Genomic DNA, 14,666 nt, shown 5'->3' with positions numbered 1-14,666 from the left:
TTCCGTGCGCTGGGGTCGCCAGTCCACGAGGTCGTCGCATTCTCCAATGGTATAATCCGACTCCTCGCGTAGGCGTGGGCGTGCCACTGCTACAGTTCGATACGACGGTGTCCGCGACCGACGCGGAGGAAGAAGCGTTCACCGACGCGGTGACGGGGCTCTACGCCGACGAGATGGCGACCACGACGGGTCACGTCGCCGTGGTGATCCGCGAACACCCCGATGCGAACCTCTCGCTCGGCCGCGCGGTCGAGGGGCCGTGTTGTTTCCTGAGTGCTGACATCCGCGAGGGCCGCTCCTTCGAGCGCCGTCGCTCGTTCGCGCTCGCGGTGATGGATCTGATCGCGGACACGTGGTCGGTCCCCGAGGAGAATCTGAAGGTATCCTTCACCGAGCACGAAGGCGAGGATCTGATGGGCGTCGACCGCGTCGGCGGCGAGTGGTCGGCCGACGAAAATTCGAATCAGGCGTAGGACGCGGACGCGGATTCGACGCTGCTTTTCGCGCTCACCAGAGTACGACCGGCCAGACGAACCGGAACAGCAGCCAGATCAGCCCGGTGAGGACGGCTGTCATCACGAGATTCAGGATGACGCCCGCCTTCATCATATGTCGCTGCTCGATGTATCCCGACCCGAAGACGATGGCGTTCGGCGGCGTCGCGACCGGAAGCGCGAACGCGAAACTCGCCGCGACCGCGCCCGACACGGCGAGGAACACCGCGGCAGACACCTCGGCCAGACCGAGCGTGGCGGCGAAGACGCTCCCGATACTGATGAGAATCGGGATGATGATGGTCGCCGTCGCCGTGTTCGAGGTCATCTCCGTGAGGAAGATGACGAGCAGGACGACCACGCCGACCACGACGACGATCGGCGCGCCCGTCAGCGAACTGAAGACGGTGTCTGCGATCCAGTTCGTCGCGCCCGTCGCGGCCAGCGCGTCGGCGAGTGCGATCCCGCCACCGAACAGGAGGATCGTCCCCCAGTCGATGTCGACCAGTTCGTCCCACTCCATCGTGTCTGCGAGCACGAGCGCCGGAATCGCCGCCAGCCCGACCATCACGTAGTAGAGGATGCCCTGGTGGCCTTCGACGCCGAAGACGGTCATCCCGCCGCCGCCGAAGATCGTCGTCGCCCAGACCGAGGGCAGGAACGGACCGACGAGATCGCCCAGGCCGCCGAGCACCCACAGCCCCGCCGTCGCGGTGAAGATGTACGCGACGCGCTTGCCGCGCGTACTGAGCGCGCCCTCCTCTTCGAGGTATTTCGCCGCCTCCTCGCGCGCGGACTCGACGTTCGAGACTTCCGGCGGGTAGATCTGGTACGTCAGAATGTACCACACGAGCGGGAGCGTGACGAAGACGATCGGCAGGCCGATCAGCAGCCACTGTGCGAACCCGATCTCGTATCCCAGAATCTCGTTGAGCTGGGCGGCCAAGATTGCGTTCGGTGGCGTCCCGATGAGCGTGCCGACCCCGCCGACGCTGGCGGCGTAAGCGGTGCCGAGCAGCATCGAGATCTGGAGGTTGGTGAACGAATCTGCCACTCCGACAGTCCCGGTGCTGCCGTCGGTGGCGACGTCGGCGTCGATGTCGGCGCTGGGGTCGGCGGCAGCGGCAGCGACGTCCTCGCGGCCCAGGACCTGCGTGAGGACCCCGAGCGCGATCGGCGTCATCATCGCCGTCGTCGCCGTGTTCGAGACCCACATCGAGAGGAAGGCAGTCGCGAGCATCACGGCCGCGACGAGGCGCCGCGGCGACGAGCCCATCTTCGACATCATCCACAGCGCGATGCGGCGGTCGATGTCGTACTTCTGCAGCGCGTTCGCCAGCATGAATCCCGCGATGAACAGGAAGATGAGGTGATCGGCGAACCCGACGAGCGCGGTGTCGAGGTCGTCGTACACGCCAAGCGCCGTCAGGACGAACGGAATCGACACCGCCGTCACCGCCAGCGGGAGCGTTCCGGTCACCCACAGGAAGCCGGCGAAGAACATCGTCGCCACCGCGTACTGCCCCCGTATCGAGAGCCCCTCCGGCGAGGGCGCGGCCGCAATCACGGCCGTGCCGAGAATCGCGACCGCGAACAGTATCAGTCGCTTCTGCGTTTGCGAGTTACCCAGCTATATCATTGATACGCGGCTCTAGCGAAACTGAATCATTAATATTTTCGAAAGCGACGAGAGAGCAGTCGGTCCGTCTCGCCCTCGTATGCTAGACCTCGTGTACGATCAAAAGTGCGTCGCGAGCGCCTCGATCTGGCTCTCGTCGAGTTCGGCCGCATAGAGGTCGAAAAGTTCCTGCTTGCGCGGTTGCGAGAGCGCTCGCGTCCCGGATTCGAGCATCGAGACGTGCGCCTGGAGGATGTCGTCGACTTCCTGTTCTACCGTCCGCTGTTCGTAGTCCGCGGCGACGCGGAGGAGTCGCCAGGCCTGCGGGGAGAGATCGGCCACGTCGACGGACGGCGTGGTAGCCATCGTCGATGTTTGTCGGTCGAACCGTCTAAACAGTCACGAACGACTGCAACGACTCCCGTCCACAGCGGCGTCTGCCAGTTCAGTCGGGGTCGGAGGGAGTCCCGCCGTCGGACGCGCGGGCCACGTTCTCGTCGATTTCTTCGAGGACCCGCGCGTGGAACTCCTGTAACGCCGCGCTCTCGTCTTCGGCGAGGACGACGTCGCTCGCCAGCAGCGTCGCGAGACCGAACGCACGGGGAGTCGGCGACTCCACCTGCGTCGTGACCACGTCGACGTCGCCCGCGCGGATCGCTTTCAGCACGTCTTCTATCGCGGCGACGTTCAGTTTGTCCTCGATTAGCTCCCGATACGTCTCGTCTATCACCGCGAAGTCGTCGAGGTCGTCGGCGAAAGAGAGCAGCATCTCCGCGGAGACCTGCTGTTCGGCCGCGGACTTCTCGTAGCTCTTGTAACGCTTCAGAATCATCAGCGCGCGCGTGGCGTCGATGCGGAAGTAGCGCTTCAGTAAGTCCGTGCCGTCGAGCGACGCGCGGAGTTCCGAACGGACCGCCTCGGGGTCGAGGTCGCGGAGGATCGCGCCGACGTCCACCTTCCGATTCAGCGGCATCGACAGCGAGAAGCCGTTGTCGGCGACGGCGATCTGGACGTTCGCGTTCGAGCGGCGGGCACACTGGGCGGCGACGAGCCGCGAGAGGCCGTCGTTGAACCGCCGGCCGTACGTCGAGTGGACGTAGAAGTGCCGCCGGTAGGTCTCGCGGTCGAGTTCCTCCTCGACGACGAGACGCTCGTCGGTGGCGACGCTCTCTGCCCCGGCGTAGCGGCGCTGCTCGTCGAAGAGGCGCGCGATGGCGCGGACGGCGTTCTCGTCGACCGGGAAGTCCCGGAGCCACGCCCGGGCGGCGGGCCGCCCGCCGGCGGAGAGGCGATCGAGCAGGTCTCGCTGGAAAGCAGCGATCTCCCGACCGAGATCGTACGAGAGCGGGAGGCGTTCGGAGAACCACGAGGGGACTGTCGCGCGCGCGTTCGTCCGATCGACGTACACCTTCGAGCCGCGGCGGTAACGATAGGCGAACCGATCGCCGCCGAGGACGAACACGTCGCCTTTCTCCAGCGTATCGAGGTAGTTCTCGTCGAGCGTGCCGACCCACTCCTCGCTCTGTCTGGTCAAGACTTCGCAGGTGAACGAGTCCGGGATCGTTCCGATGTTCGTCATATAGATGACGCGCGCCATCCGCCCGCGCTTGCCGAGGAGGTGCTCACCCACGTCGAACTCCTCGTAGTGGTGTTCACCCGATGGCGGGTCGTTGGTGTCGCGCCAGACCTTCGCGTAGACGTTCTTGTCTTCGAGTCCCTCGTAGTCCGCGGTCAGATAGCGGAGCAACTGCTCCCAGTCCGCCTCGGCGTAGTTCCGGTAGGGATACGCTCTGCGGAGGGTGTCTACGACTTCCCGCTCGGGTCGGACGGCGTTGATCGCCATCCCGTAGACGTGCTGAGCGGCGACGTCCTGGGCGTTCTCGGGGACGAACACGCGGTCGACGAAACCGTCTTCGGCCTTCTGCAGCATCACCGCGCACTCGACGAGTTCGTCGCGGTCGAGCGCGATCACGCGCCCCTCGACAGTCTGGCCGAGGCTGTGGCCCGCGCGTCCGACCCGCTGGAGCAGCGCGGCGACGGACTTCGGCGAGCCGACCTGTACGACCAAATCGAGGTGTGGCATATCGATCCCGAGTTCGAGGCTCGTCGAGGTGGTCACGACGTCGAGTGAGCCGTCTTTCAGTCCTTCCTCGACCGCCTGCCGACGCTCTTTCGAGAGACTGCCGTGGTGACAGCCCGAGTTGGCGTCGCCGTAGTCGTCGTAACGCTCCCGGAGGTTTTCGAGGACGCGCTCTGCGCCCGAACGGGTGTTCGTGAACACGAGCGTGTTCCGATGCGAGCGGATCAGTTCGTCGAGTCGATCGTAGAACTCCGACTGGACCTCCGAACGGGGCGTGTGGATCAGGTCGTCGGTCGGACACTCCAACTGGAGGTCGAAGTCGCGGACGAACCGCGTGTCGACGATCTCGTGTTCACGGGGGTCGCCGTCGGCGTCGCGGCCGACGAGGAACTCCGCCATCGTCGACAGCGGTTCGACCGTCGCCGAACAGCCGATGCGAGTCGGCGACGTATCGACCAGGTTTTCGAGGCGCTCTAAGGAGACCGAGAGGTGCGTCCCGCGCTTGTTCTCCGCGAGGCTGTGAATCTCGTCGACGACGACGTACTCGACGGATCGGAGCTTCTCGCGGAACTTCGGGGCGTTGAGCAGGATCGCGAGCGTCTCCGGCGTCGTGTTGAGGATGTGTGGGGTCTCATCCAGCATCCGCTGCCGTTCCGCGGAGTCAGTGTCGCCGTGACGGATCGCGTGCCGGACTTCGACGTCGGTACCGCGCTCGTCCATCCGCTCGCGGATCCCTTCCAGCGGAACGGTCAGATTGCGGTGGATGTCGTTCGCGAGCGACTTCAGCGGCGAGATATAGAGGCAGTGGACGGCGTTGTCGAGGCCGTCCTCGCGCTCGCGTCCCCGACGGAACAGGTCGTTCAGGATCGCCGTGAACGACGCGAGCGTCTTGCCCGATCCGGTCGGCGCACAGACGAGCGCGTTCGTCCCCGCGTCGACCAGCGGGATCGCCTCGCGCTGTGGGGGCGTGAAGAATCCGCCGTTCTGTTCGACGTAGCGGCCGAACTGATCGACCCACCACTCACGCACCGCGGGTTCCAGCCGGGCGAGAACGTCGCTGTCGGCGATTTCGACGGCATCGGGGTCGAAATCGTAGGGCTCAACACTTCCCACATCACCGTCGTCTGCGGCGCCGTCGCCCGCGACGCTGTCGGCGTTTCCTGCGTCTTCGCCCGCCGCATCCGCAGCAGCCGATCGGAGCAGTTCACGCCCGCTCTGTGCCATCGTCCGTAGGTTGGGTCCCAAGAGTAAGTGGGTTCTGCCCGAACCGGGTGGTAGAACCCGACCGGGACTCGACGTGGGTTTATAACCGATTACGGGACCAGCGACCCCGTGACGTAGGAACTGTCCCGCGTCGGGCAGCGGTCGTTCGGCACGCCGACGCGGGGTGTCACCCTCTGTGCCGACTGTTTGCCACCGGAACTACGGGGTTCTCAGACTACCGCCCGGTTCGAGACGGACCCGTCCCGAACGACTATCCGGTCGCCCGTCGTAGCCCCGGCGATGCGTCTCACCTTCCTCGGAACCGGAAGCGCGATGCCCGTCCCCGACCGGGTGCAGACGGGGCTCCTCCTCGAATCAGGCGACCGCTCGCTGCTCGTCGACTGCGGGAGCGGCGTCCTCCACCGACTGGCGAGCACGGACGTGGGATACGAAGGCGTCTCGTCGGTGCTTCTCACCCACCACCACCTCGATCACGTCGCGGACCTCCTCCCGCTGTTGAAGGCGCGCTGGCTGGCCGGCGAGGAACACCTCGAAGTCGTCGGTCCCGCGGGGACGAAGTCGCTCGTCGACGGACTCCTCGACGTTCACGACTACCTCCAGGATCGGGTCGACCTGAGCGTCCGCGAGGTCGGGCCGACCGAGTTCTCGGTCGCCGGCTTCGACGTCTCGGCGACGGAGATGGTGCACTCGCTGGACTGCCTCGCGTATCGGTTCTCGGCGGGCGACGGCGGGAGCGACGGGTCGTCCGACGTATCGAGAGATGTCGTCTACTCCGGCGACGGGGAGGCGTCCTCCAGCCTCGCGAACTTCGCCGACGGTGCGGCCATTCTCGCTCACGACTGCTCGTTCCCGGACGACGTGGACGTCTCGAATCACCCGACGCCGTCGCAACTCGGCGGGGTGCTGGCGGGCCACGACATCGGCCGCGTGTATCTGACCCACCTCTATCCCCACACCGAAGGCCGCCACGAGGAGATGTTGGCCTCGATCGAATCACAGTACGACGGCGACGTGCGCTTCGCTCGCGACGGGCTACGCGTCGAGGTGTGATACTGTCGGACAGAACTGTGTGAAGCGTATCGGCACTCCGTGGGTGCCACCATCGTTCACGAACTGCTGTCCGACAGTATGAGCACCGGCCGCCACCGCACCACGCAGAAGACCTTTTGCGTGGCTCCGGCGACGGAATCGTATGCGTCGCCGCCAAGCCCTCGCTGCGTTCGGGACGCTCTCCGCCGGTGCGATCGCCGGCTGTCTCGATCGGTCGCCGCTCCCGCTCGGTCCCGAAGCGAATCCCCACCCACGTCGCGTCTCTATCGTCCACATCGGTACACTTCCGGACGACGTCGCCTTCGCGATCGACGCCGAACTGCCGACGCCGACCGTCACCGATCGACATCCGGGGACGCTCGTACTCACCGCCCGAAATCTCGGCGCAAAGCGCGCGATCAGCGTCGGCGTCGACGGTTGTCGTCCGTTCAACCGATCTCGTGGCCGAAGCGAGAACGGCGGGCTGTGGCTCTACGGCGCTCGCGACGAACCGGAGCCGCGCGTCGATGGTCGCTGGGAGTACGACCCCGACGGTCCGATCGGCTACCCCGCCTACGGGTGCGCGCGGCGCGTCTGGTCGGCCGACGAGTCCCAGACGTACGTCTACTCGGTCTGGGACGACCCCGTAACCGAGGGCTACTATGTGCCAGGAACGTACCGCTGGACGCACTCGGTGTCGACAGCGCCTCCGGAGTCCGAGATGGACGCAGAGCCGACCTCCCGGGCGACGTGGGGGCTAGAACTCCGCGTCGAAGACGCGTAGTGCGGTCCCTCAGCCGTCTGTGTTGAGTTGGGAGTCGTCGAGTTCCGAGACGGCGATCAGTAGCCGTCCGTCGTCGAGTGCAGTCACCATCTTCGACTCGGTGAACGTGCTCCCGTCCGCGCGTAGTCCGCGACTGCGGCCGCTCCACTCGCCGCCACGGCGGACCACCGGCAGGACGTGGGTGCGGATGTGTTTGACCTCCTCGTCGGGGTGCAGTTCCGTCCAGTGCTTGCCCTCGACGTCGTCGGACTCGTAACCGTAGAACGAAGCGTAGGTGTCGTCGGCCTCCTCGAAGTGTTCGTCCGTCCCGACGACCCCGACGCCGTCGAGTTCGGTCTGGGTCTCCGGATCGAACTGTCCTCCGCTCTCGACGGCGTGTTCGACCCGCCGGATCAGCATCGTGTACTGATCCGTACCCATTCCCTTCTGAAGGTAGTCCGTGAGGCCCGCCCGCACGACTTCTGCGGCGACGTCGTTTGTCTCCTCGCCGGAGAACAAGAGAAGCGGGAGTTCGGGACGGTTCTCGCGAACGGATTCGAGGAACGTGATCCCGTTCATCTCGGGCATATTGTAGTCGCTGATCACGCAGTCGACGTCCGCATCGGCCGACCGAATCCGATCGAGTGCGGCCGTCGGCGACGTCTCGGTCGAGACGGTGCAGTCTACGTCAGTCGAGTCGCCTTCGAGATACGTCTTCACCAGTGCGACCAGATCTGGGTCGTCGTCGACGTAGAGGATCGAGAGGGGAGCACGGCTGGAAGTCACGTACGTCAGAAGGGTCAGAGAAAAAAGTGGATTTCGGTCGAACGGGTCGCCGGTGAGGTTCGACGTTTCGTCCGCGCGACAACAGTTTACTCGCTCCACGCGGAAGGGGAACGTATGAACGACGTCATCTCCGGACTCGAAGGCGAACTTCGGTCCAACGGAATCAGCGTCGAGTCGGTCGACCCGACCGGCGAGACGGTCGAATTGGTCTATCTCACGGCGTTTCCCGACGTGTCGGTGAACCACCAGGAGATGGGTCGCGCGCTTCGGACGTTCATCGAGGCCGCCGAACACGACGACTGGGAGCCCACGCGTGTCGAGGCGACGGTCCTCCGACACGACGACGACGTCCAGGGGACGTGGTACGCCGAGGCCGAGTGGTTTCGACAGTACATAGACTACGACATCAGTGGCGAGGAGTTCTCCGAACGCGTCATCGACACTCTCGCGGAGGGCGAACAGTGACCCGTCCCGGTGCGAACAGCGAGTGGAACGACGCAGAGCCCGACCAGCGCGCGCGTCGAAACCGACCGTCGAGATACGAGTTCTCGACGGTCAGGATGACGTTCCACAGCGGTGACGAGCGCTGCGTCGGGCGGCTGTACCGCCCCGACCGACCCGCGGATCCGGCGCTCGTCGTGATGACCGGCGGCCTCGTCGGCGCGAGCGCGTTCGGGCTCGACCGCTACGCCGAACGGCTCGCCGCGGCCGGCTACGGCGTCTTCCACTTCGACGTTCGACACGCCGGCGACAGCGACGGTGAGCCGCGGAATCTCCTCTCGCCCGCTCGCCAGCGCGCCGACTGGGAAGCGGCACTCGCTGGACTGCGCGGTCGCGGCGACGTCGCCACCGATCGAATCGTCCTCTGGGGGACGGATCTCTCCGGCGGCGCAGTGCTCGACGTCGCGGCCGACGACCCACGGATCGAAGCCGTCGTCTCCCAGACGCCGATCCTCTCCGGGCGGGCGTTCCTCCGTGCCCGAGGGATCGGATTCCTCGCCCGCGGGACACTCGCGGGCGTCCGGGACCGAGTCCAATCACTCCTCGTCGGTCCCCACACCGTTCCGGTCGTCGACGACGGCGGTAGCGACGATGGGGACCTCGCACTCGTCGCCACGCCGAGCGCCTATCGCGGCTACCGCGACCTCGTCGGCGACGGCGAGTGGGAGAACGAGACGCCTGCACGCTCGGTCCTCTCGCTCGCGCGGCACACCGGCGGCGAAGACCGCGATAGACTCGCCTGCCCGGTGCTCTTCCTCGGCGGCGAGCACGACGACGTCGTCCCGGTCGAGGAGATCGAAGCGGCCGCCGAGGACGTTGCGGACGCGACTCTCGTCCGACTCCCGGTCGGGCACTTCGGCCTCTACGACGGGGACGGCTTCGAGCAGGCCGTCGGCCACGGCCTGGCGTTCCTCGATGCTGTGGTGGATGACTGACCTGCCGGGCCACTCACGGCACGTCGCTCTCGCGGTCTCGTCGCAACCGTCTTTTAGCTCCCGAACGCAGTTGCCCGAATGAGCGCCACGCGAACGGTCGAACTCGACGGCCACATTATCGACTCGGGGACGCTACAGCGCACGTTCGGCATCGTGATGGATCTCGGCGGCTCCTTCGAGATCGAGACGTTCGAGGTCGGACGGCACAAAGACGAGACCTCCTACTGTCGGATGAGCGTCAGTGCCGACGACGCCGACACGCTCCAGGAGATCCTCCACGAACTCCACCAGAACGGCGCGAACCTCACCGACCCGGTCGACGCGCACGTCACGCCCGCACCGAAAGACCAAGTCGTCCCCAAGGGCTTTTATTCGACGACCAATCACCCGACTGAGATCCGCTACGACGGAGAGTGGGTACCGGTCGAGAACATCGAGATGGATTGCGCCATCGTCGTCGAGGAGGGCGACGAGGGCGAACCCATCAGAGCGGAGACGAAGGTACTGAACGCGATCCGCGAGGGTGACCTCGTCGTCACCGACGAGGCGGGGATTCGCGTGAAGCCCCCGGATCGACCACGCGACGGCTCGGGCCCGTTCGGGTTTATGCAGGGCGGCGTCTCCGCGGAGCGCCCCTCCGAGTCGTTGATCGACGACGTCGCCGAGGCCCTCGTCGCGACGAAAGAGCGGGGCGAATCCGTGCTGGTCGTGGCCGGACCGGCGGTGATCCACGCCGGCGGCGGCGACGAACTCGCGCGCCTCGTGCGGGAGGGCTACGTCGATATGCTCTCGGCGGGCAACGGCTTCGCGACGCACGACATCGAGCGCGGCCTCTACGGGACGTCGCTGGGAATGGATATGGAGACGATGGAGCACCCCCGAAAGGGACACAAACACCACATCTACACGATCAGCGAGGTCATCCGCGCCGGCGGAATCGGACCCGCCGTCGAGGAGGGACTCATCGAGGAGGGCGTGATGTACGAGTGCGTCGAAAACGACGTGCCGTACGTGCTCGCGGGGTCGATCCGCGACGACGGACCCCTCCCGGACACGATCACGGACGCCATCGAGGCGCAGAACGCTATCCGCGAGCAGGCCAGAGAGGCCGATCTGGTGCTGTTGCTCTCGACGCTCCTGCACTCGGTCGCCGTCGGTAACTGCCTCCCCTCGACGACCCGCGTCGTCTGCGTCGACATCAATCCGGCGACGGTGACGCAGTTGCTCGACCGCGGGAGTTCTCAGGCCATCGGGATGGTGACAGACATCGGGACGTTCATCCCGATGCTCGCCGAGGCAGTTCTCGACGCGGAGCGAGGCGGCGGGATCGAGGATTCGGAGAGCGAGAGCAACGCCGAACACTGAATCGGAAACTCCCCGCTGGCGTCGGCTGTACTTACTCGACGTCGACGAGCGGGACGACCGCCATCGGTCGGTTCGAATGCAGCATAATCTGCTGTGCAGTGCTGCCGAAGACCACTTTCGCGGTCGGGTTGCGCCTCCGGATGCCGATGACGATCTCGTCGGCGTCGATCTCCTCGGCGTGTTCGAGGACGTCCTCGTGGGGTTCGTTGCCGCGGACGAACTGGTGGGACTCGACGGTCGTGATCGTGTCGAGTCGCGAGGAGACGACGTTCAGCGCCTCCTCGCCGTCGCGGACGTCGTCGGTGTCGGTCGCGCTGCCACCCGGCAGGGAGTTGACCGCGTGTACTTCGTCGCTCCCCGACACCCGATCGAGAAGGTAATCGCAGAGTTTCGCGCTCGTGTCGACGTGGTTGGTTGCGAGTACGTACGTCGTCATACTCCCAGAGGCGCGGGCAGAGACCAAAAAGCCACCTCCGATCGCGAGAATTTCCGCTCACCGGAGCAGTCGGACACCCCAGCGCGGCAGAGTCGCGTCGCCGTCACTGCAGCGTGCTATATAGTCTCACGGCACACAGTATATATGTCGGTGCTGCGACGTTACGGACGAGCGATGGATTGGCACAGCCGCTCCGGCGACGAGGTGTGTGAGGAGTTGGAGACGACATCTGCCGGACTGGCACCCGAGGAGGCCGCCGAGCGCCTCGCCGACGTCGGACCGAACGAGATCACCGGCGGTCACGGGCGGAGCGCGCTTCGAATCTTCCTCGCACAGTTTTCGAGCGCGCTCATCTGGGTGTTGCTCGTCGCGGCGATCCTCTCGTTCGCGATCGGCCACGTCGTCGACGCCGTTCTCATCGGGATCATTCTCCTCTTGAACGGGATCTTCGGCTTCGTCCAGGAGTACCGCGCCGAGCAGAGTCTGGAGGCCCTCCGGGAGATGGCGGCCCCGGACGTCCGCGTCCGACGTGACGGACGCGAGGAGCGGATCGAAGCGACGGACCTCGTTCCGGGCGACGTCGTGCTCGTCTCCCAGGGTGACGTCGTCCCCGCCGACGCCCGATTACTGGAAGCCCACAACCTCGAAGTCGACGAGGCGGCGCTGACGGGCGAGAGCGTTCCCGTCGGCAAAGGCGCCGATCCGGTCGACGCCGAGACGCCGCTCGCCGAGCGCGGAAGTATGCTCTACAAGGGGACGAACGTCACCCGCGGCCGCGCAGTCGCCGTCGTCGTCGAGACGGGGATGGAGACGGAGATGGGCGAGATCGCGACGGCGCTGATCGGAGCCGAAGACCCCCAGACGCCCCTCCAGCGCGACCTCGACCGCCTCGCCAGGCGACTGGGAATCGGCGTCGTGGGGTTGTCGGCGCTGATCGTTCCGTTGCTCGTCCTCCGCGGGCGTGGGCTCGTCCAGGCGGGCCTGACCGCCGTCTCGCTCGCAGTGGCGGCGATCCCCGAGGGACTTCCAGCGGTCGTGACCTTGACGCTCGCGCTCGGAGTGCGGAAGATGGCCGGCGAGAACGCGCTCGTCCGGACGCTGCCGGCCGTCGAAGCGCTCGGGGCTGTCGACGTCGTCTGCACGGACAAGACCGGGACGCTGACCGAGGGCGAGATGCGCGTCCGGGCCGCGTGGGTCCTCGACGAGGAGTTCGAGGTCGGCGCACCGAGCGCTGACGAGGCCGCGGACGCGACCGACTCCGACGCCGCGATGCGCGAGGAACGCCTCGAACGGCTGCTGGAGATCGGCGCGCTCTGCAACGACGCGACGACCGACGACGGCGACCCGACAGAGCGCGCCCTCGTCGCCGCCGCGGCCGCCCAGGGGTTGGACGTCGACAGCCGACGCAGCGAACGCCCCCGTCGCGACGAAGTGCCGTTCACCTCCGAGCGCAGGCGGATGGCGACCATCCACGACGATGTCGTCTACGTCAAAGGCGCGCCCACGGAGATCCTCGGGCGGTCGACGCGCGTCCTCGGTCCGGACGGCCCCGTCGAGATGGACGAGGAGACGAAAGCGCGGATCGAAGCGCAGATAGACGCGTTCGCCGAGCAGGCGCTCCGCGTCCTCGGGTTCGCGTACAAAGGTCGCGACGACGACGGCGGACCCGAATCGAACCTCGTGTTCGTCGGCCTGCAGGGGCTGATCGACCCGCCGCGCGAGGAAGTCAGATCAGCCATCGCCGACACTCACCGCGCCGGAATCGACGTGAAGATGATCACCGGCGACAACGCGTTGACCGCGCGCGCCATCGCTTCACAGGTCGGTATCGAGTCGGACGTCCTGACTGGTCAGGAGGTCGAGGCCCTCGACGACGACACCCTGCGCGAGCGCGTCGAGGAGGTGGACGTGTTCGCCCGGGCCGAACCGACGCACAAGGTCCGCATACTCGACGCGTTGCAGTCGAACGGCCACGCGGTCGCGATGACGGGCGACGGCGTCAACGACGCGCCCGCGCTCAAGAACGCCGACGTCGGCATCGCGATGGGGATCCGCGGCACCGACGTCGCCAAACAGGCCAGCGACATCGTCCTCCTCGACGACAACTACGCGACGATCCGCAACGCGATCCGGCGCGGGCGGACGATCTTCGACAACCTCTGGAAGTTCGTCGCGTACCTGCTGAGCGCGAACGCCGCAGAGGTCGCGGTCGTCTTCATCGGCTCTCTGTTCGGCTATCTCGTCCTCCCGGCGGTCCAACTGCTCTGGATCAATCTGCTGACTGACGGCCTGCCGGCGCTCGCGCTCGGCACCGACCCCACTGGCGACGTGATGGAGCGCCAGCCCCGAGAGCGGGTGGTCGGGATCATCGACGCCGATATGCGAGGCTTCATCGCCGGGGCCGGGCTGACGGCGACGGTTCTACTGCTCGGGCTGTTGTTCTACACGCTCGACGGCGCGCCGTCGGTCACGCCCTATGCGATGACGATGGTCTTCACCGGCTTCGTCGGCTTCGAGTTCGTGAAGTTGTACGTGGTCCGGTGGGCGCGCGGGACGCCCGTCCTCACGAACCGCTGGCTCGCCGGTGCGGTCGCCACGTCGCTCGCGCTCCAGTTGGCGGTGCTGTACACGCCGCTGAACGACTACTTCGGGACCGTCCCGCTCAGCCTCGCGGACTGGGGGCTGCTGGGGATCGTATTCGTCCTCGGCGCGCCGCTTCTCGTCCTGGTCGGGTGGCTGACGCGACGTCACGACATAGAGCACCATATGACGTCGGAGTCGGCCTCGACACCGGATTCGGAGTCGGATCCGGAGCCGGACTCGACAGAGTCTTCGTGAGCCCCCCGGCCTCACTCACCCGGGCAGAAACAGATTGATCACTGCGACCACGAGGCCCGCGAGCGCCATTCGGATCGCCGAAACGTACCAGCGCTGCCCCGAGATCGAACTCATATACGCCCCGAAGACGCCCAGGATCCCGATCCCGAGCGCGACCCCGACTACGCCGGCTTCCGCCATCGAGAGCATCGTCCCCTCGACGGTGAACGGGACGAGCGGGATCAAGATCCCGATGAGTGGACCGAGACCGCTGGCTGCGGCGTGAACGACGCGTGCACCCCGCTGTTCGCGCTGGACGCGCGTGTCGTCGAGGTCGGTCAGCATCGCCCGCTCGATGCGTTTGATCTTGGCGGTCGTCTCGGCGCGCTCGATCTCCCAGACGCTCCAGATCGCCGAGGTTCCCAACCCCACCGCCGCGCCGAGGCCGATCTTGATGACGGTGAGGCCGTCGGGAATCCCAGAGAGGACCGCGCCGACGATGACGCCGATACTCGTCAGGGTGCCGTCGAAGCCGTTCGAGACGAAGTACCGTCGCGCGATCGAGAGGACGTCCTCTCGCCCGAGCAGTTCCCGAAGGAGGCGGCGTGTCGAGGGCAC

Annotated in this window: 13 protein-coding genes; 7 read left to right on the top strand and 6 right to left on the bottom strand. The window is 66.4% G+C overall.

Annotated elements, in window-relative coordinates:
* The first annotated feature begins 80 nt into the window (after nucleotides 1-80).
* Nucleotides 81-473: a tautomerase gene (locus D3D02_RS07240; RefSeq protein WP_121569526.1), complete on the top strand. Its 393-nt coding sequence runs from the start codon at nucleotides 81-83 to the stop codon at nucleotides 471-473.
* A gap of 34 nt (nucleotides 474-507) precedes the next feature.
* Here the strand turns inward: D3D02_RS07240 and D3D02_RS07235 are convergent, their stop codons facing one another.
* The 3 genes from D3D02_RS07235 to D3D02_RS07225 all read right to left on the bottom strand — a co-directional run bounded on the left by D3D02_RS07235 (nucleotide 508) and on the right by D3D02_RS07225 (nucleotide 5,416).
* Entirely contained in the window at nucleotides 508-2,061 is a 1,554-nt protein-coding gene (locus D3D02_RS07235) for an SLC13 family permease (RefSeq protein WP_394337716.1), read from the bottom strand.
* Nucleotides 2,062-2,232: 171 nt separating this feature from the next.
* On the bottom strand, nucleotides 2,233-2,478 hold the full coding sequence (locus D3D02_RS07230; RefSeq protein ID WP_121569314.1) for a hypothetical protein: 246 nt from the start codon (nucleotides 2,476-2,478) through the stop codon (nucleotides 2,233-2,235).
* Between the two features lie 79 nt (nucleotides 2,479-2,557).
* Nucleotides 2,558-5,416, bottom strand: coding sequence for an ATP-dependent helicase (locus D3D02_RS07225; RefSeq protein WP_121569313.1), 2,859 nt, complete (start codon nucleotides 5,414-5,416; stop codon nucleotides 2,558-2,560).
* 279 nt (nucleotides 5,417-5,695) lie between these two features.
* Here D3D02_RS07225 and D3D02_RS07220 point away from each other — a divergent pair, with 279 nt between their 5' ends.
* Entirely contained in the window at nucleotides 5,696-6,466 is a 771-nt protein-coding gene (locus D3D02_RS07220) for an MBL fold metallo-hydrolase (RefSeq protein WP_121569312.1), read from the top strand.
* 142 nt (nucleotides 6,467-6,608) lie between these two features.
* Nucleotides 6,609-7,229, top strand: a complete 621-nt coding sequence (locus D3D02_RS07215; RefSeq protein ID WP_121569311.1) for a hypothetical protein — start codon at nucleotides 6,609-6,611, stop codon at nucleotides 7,227-7,229.
* Nucleotides 7,230-7,238: 9 nt separating this feature from the next.
* Here the strand turns inward: D3D02_RS07215 and D3D02_RS07210 are convergent, their stop codons facing one another.
* Entirely contained in the window at nucleotides 7,239-7,994 is a 756-nt protein-coding gene (locus D3D02_RS07210; protein ID WP_121569525.1) for a response regulator, read from the bottom strand.
* 114 nt (nucleotides 7,995-8,108) lie between these two features.
* Here D3D02_RS07210 and D3D02_RS07205 point away from each other — a divergent pair, with 114 nt between their 5' ends.
* The 3 genes from D3D02_RS07205 (at nucleotide 8,109) to D3D02_RS07195 (ending at nucleotide 10,795) form a co-directional block, all read left to right on the top strand.
* Nucleotides 8,109-8,459 (top strand): hypothetical protein, encoded by a 351-nt coding sequence (locus D3D02_RS07205; protein WP_121569310.1) that lies wholly within the window; start codon nucleotides 8,109-8,111, stop codon nucleotides 8,457-8,459.
* On the top strand, nucleotides 8,456-9,430 hold the full coding sequence (locus D3D02_RS07200; RefSeq protein ID WP_233560599.1) for an alpha/beta hydrolase: 975 nt from the start codon (nucleotides 8,456-8,458) through the stop codon (nucleotides 9,428-9,430). Before D3D02_RS07205 ends, D3D02_RS07200 begins: the two co-directional genes overlap by 4 nt.
* A 78-nt stretch (nucleotides 9,431-9,508) precedes the next feature.
* Entirely contained in the window at nucleotides 9,509-10,795 is a 1,287-nt protein-coding gene (locus D3D02_RS07195; protein ID WP_121569309.1) for a TIGR00300 family protein, read from the top strand.
* A gap of 31 nt (nucleotides 10,796-10,826) precedes the next feature.
* Here the strand turns inward: D3D02_RS07195 and D3D02_RS07190 are convergent, their stop codons facing one another.
* Nucleotides 10,827-11,231, bottom strand: a complete 405-nt coding sequence (locus tag D3D02_RS07190) for a universal stress protein (RefSeq protein WP_121569308.1) — start codon at nucleotides 11,229-11,231, stop codon at nucleotides 10,827-10,829.
* A gap of 174 nt (nucleotides 11,232-11,405) precedes the next feature.
* Between D3D02_RS07190 and D3D02_RS07185 the strand changes: the two genes are divergently transcribed.
* Nucleotides 11,406-14,069 carry a cation-translocating P-type ATPase gene (locus D3D02_RS07185; RefSeq protein WP_121569307.1) on the top strand — a complete coding sequence of 888 codons (2,664 nt, stop codon included), beginning with the start codon at nucleotides 11,406-11,408 and terminating at the stop codon, nucleotides 14,067-14,069.
* Between the two features lie 15 nt (nucleotides 14,070-14,084).
* Here the strand turns inward: D3D02_RS07185 and D3D02_RS07180 are convergent, their stop codons facing one another.
* Nucleotides 14,085-14,666 carry a VIT1/CCC1 transporter family protein gene (locus D3D02_RS07180; protein WP_121569306.1) on the bottom strand — a complete coding sequence of 194 codons (582 nt, stop codon included), beginning with the start codon at nucleotides 14,664-14,666 and terminating at the stop codon, nucleotides 14,085-14,087.

Source organism: Halobellus sp. Atlit-38R (assembly GCF_003665925.1).
Lineage (GTDB): Archaea > Halobacteriota > Halobacteria > Halobacteriales > Haloferacaceae > Haloquadratum > Haloquadratum inordinatus.
Note: the sequence above shows the minus strand (reverse complement) of the source record. Positions and strands in the feature narration are given on the sequence as shown.

Coding starts and splice junctions, on each gene's coding strand:
- D3D02_RS07185 (WP_121569307.1), top strand. CDS start 11,406: ATGGATTGGCACAGCCGCTCCGGCGACGAGGTGTGTGAGGAGTTGGAG.
- D3D02_RS07215 (WP_121569311.1), top strand. CDS start 6,609: ATGCGTCGCCGCCAAGCCCTCGCTGCGTTCGGGACGCTCTCCGCCGGT.
- D3D02_RS07205 (WP_121569310.1), top strand. CDS start 8,109: ATGAACGACGTCATCTCCGGACTCGAAGGCGAACTTCGGTCCAACGGA.
- D3D02_RS07230 (WP_121569314.1), bottom strand. CDS start 2,478: ATGGCTACCACGCCGTCCGTCGACGTGGCCGATCTCTCCCCGCAGGCC.
- D3D02_RS07190 (WP_121569308.1), bottom strand. CDS start 11,231: ATGACGACGTACGTACTCGCAACCAACCACGTCGACACGAGCGCGAAA.
- D3D02_RS07220 (WP_121569312.1), top strand. CDS start 5,696: ATGCGTCTCACCTTCCTCGGAACCGGAAGCGCGATGCCCGTCCCCGAC.
- D3D02_RS07225 (WP_121569313.1), bottom strand. CDS start 5,416: ATGGCACAGAGCGGGCGTGAACTGCTCCGATCGGCTGCTGCGGATGCG.
- D3D02_RS07195 (WP_121569309.1), top strand. CDS start 9,509: ATGAGCGCCACGCGAACGGTCGAACTCGACGGCCACATTATCGACTCG.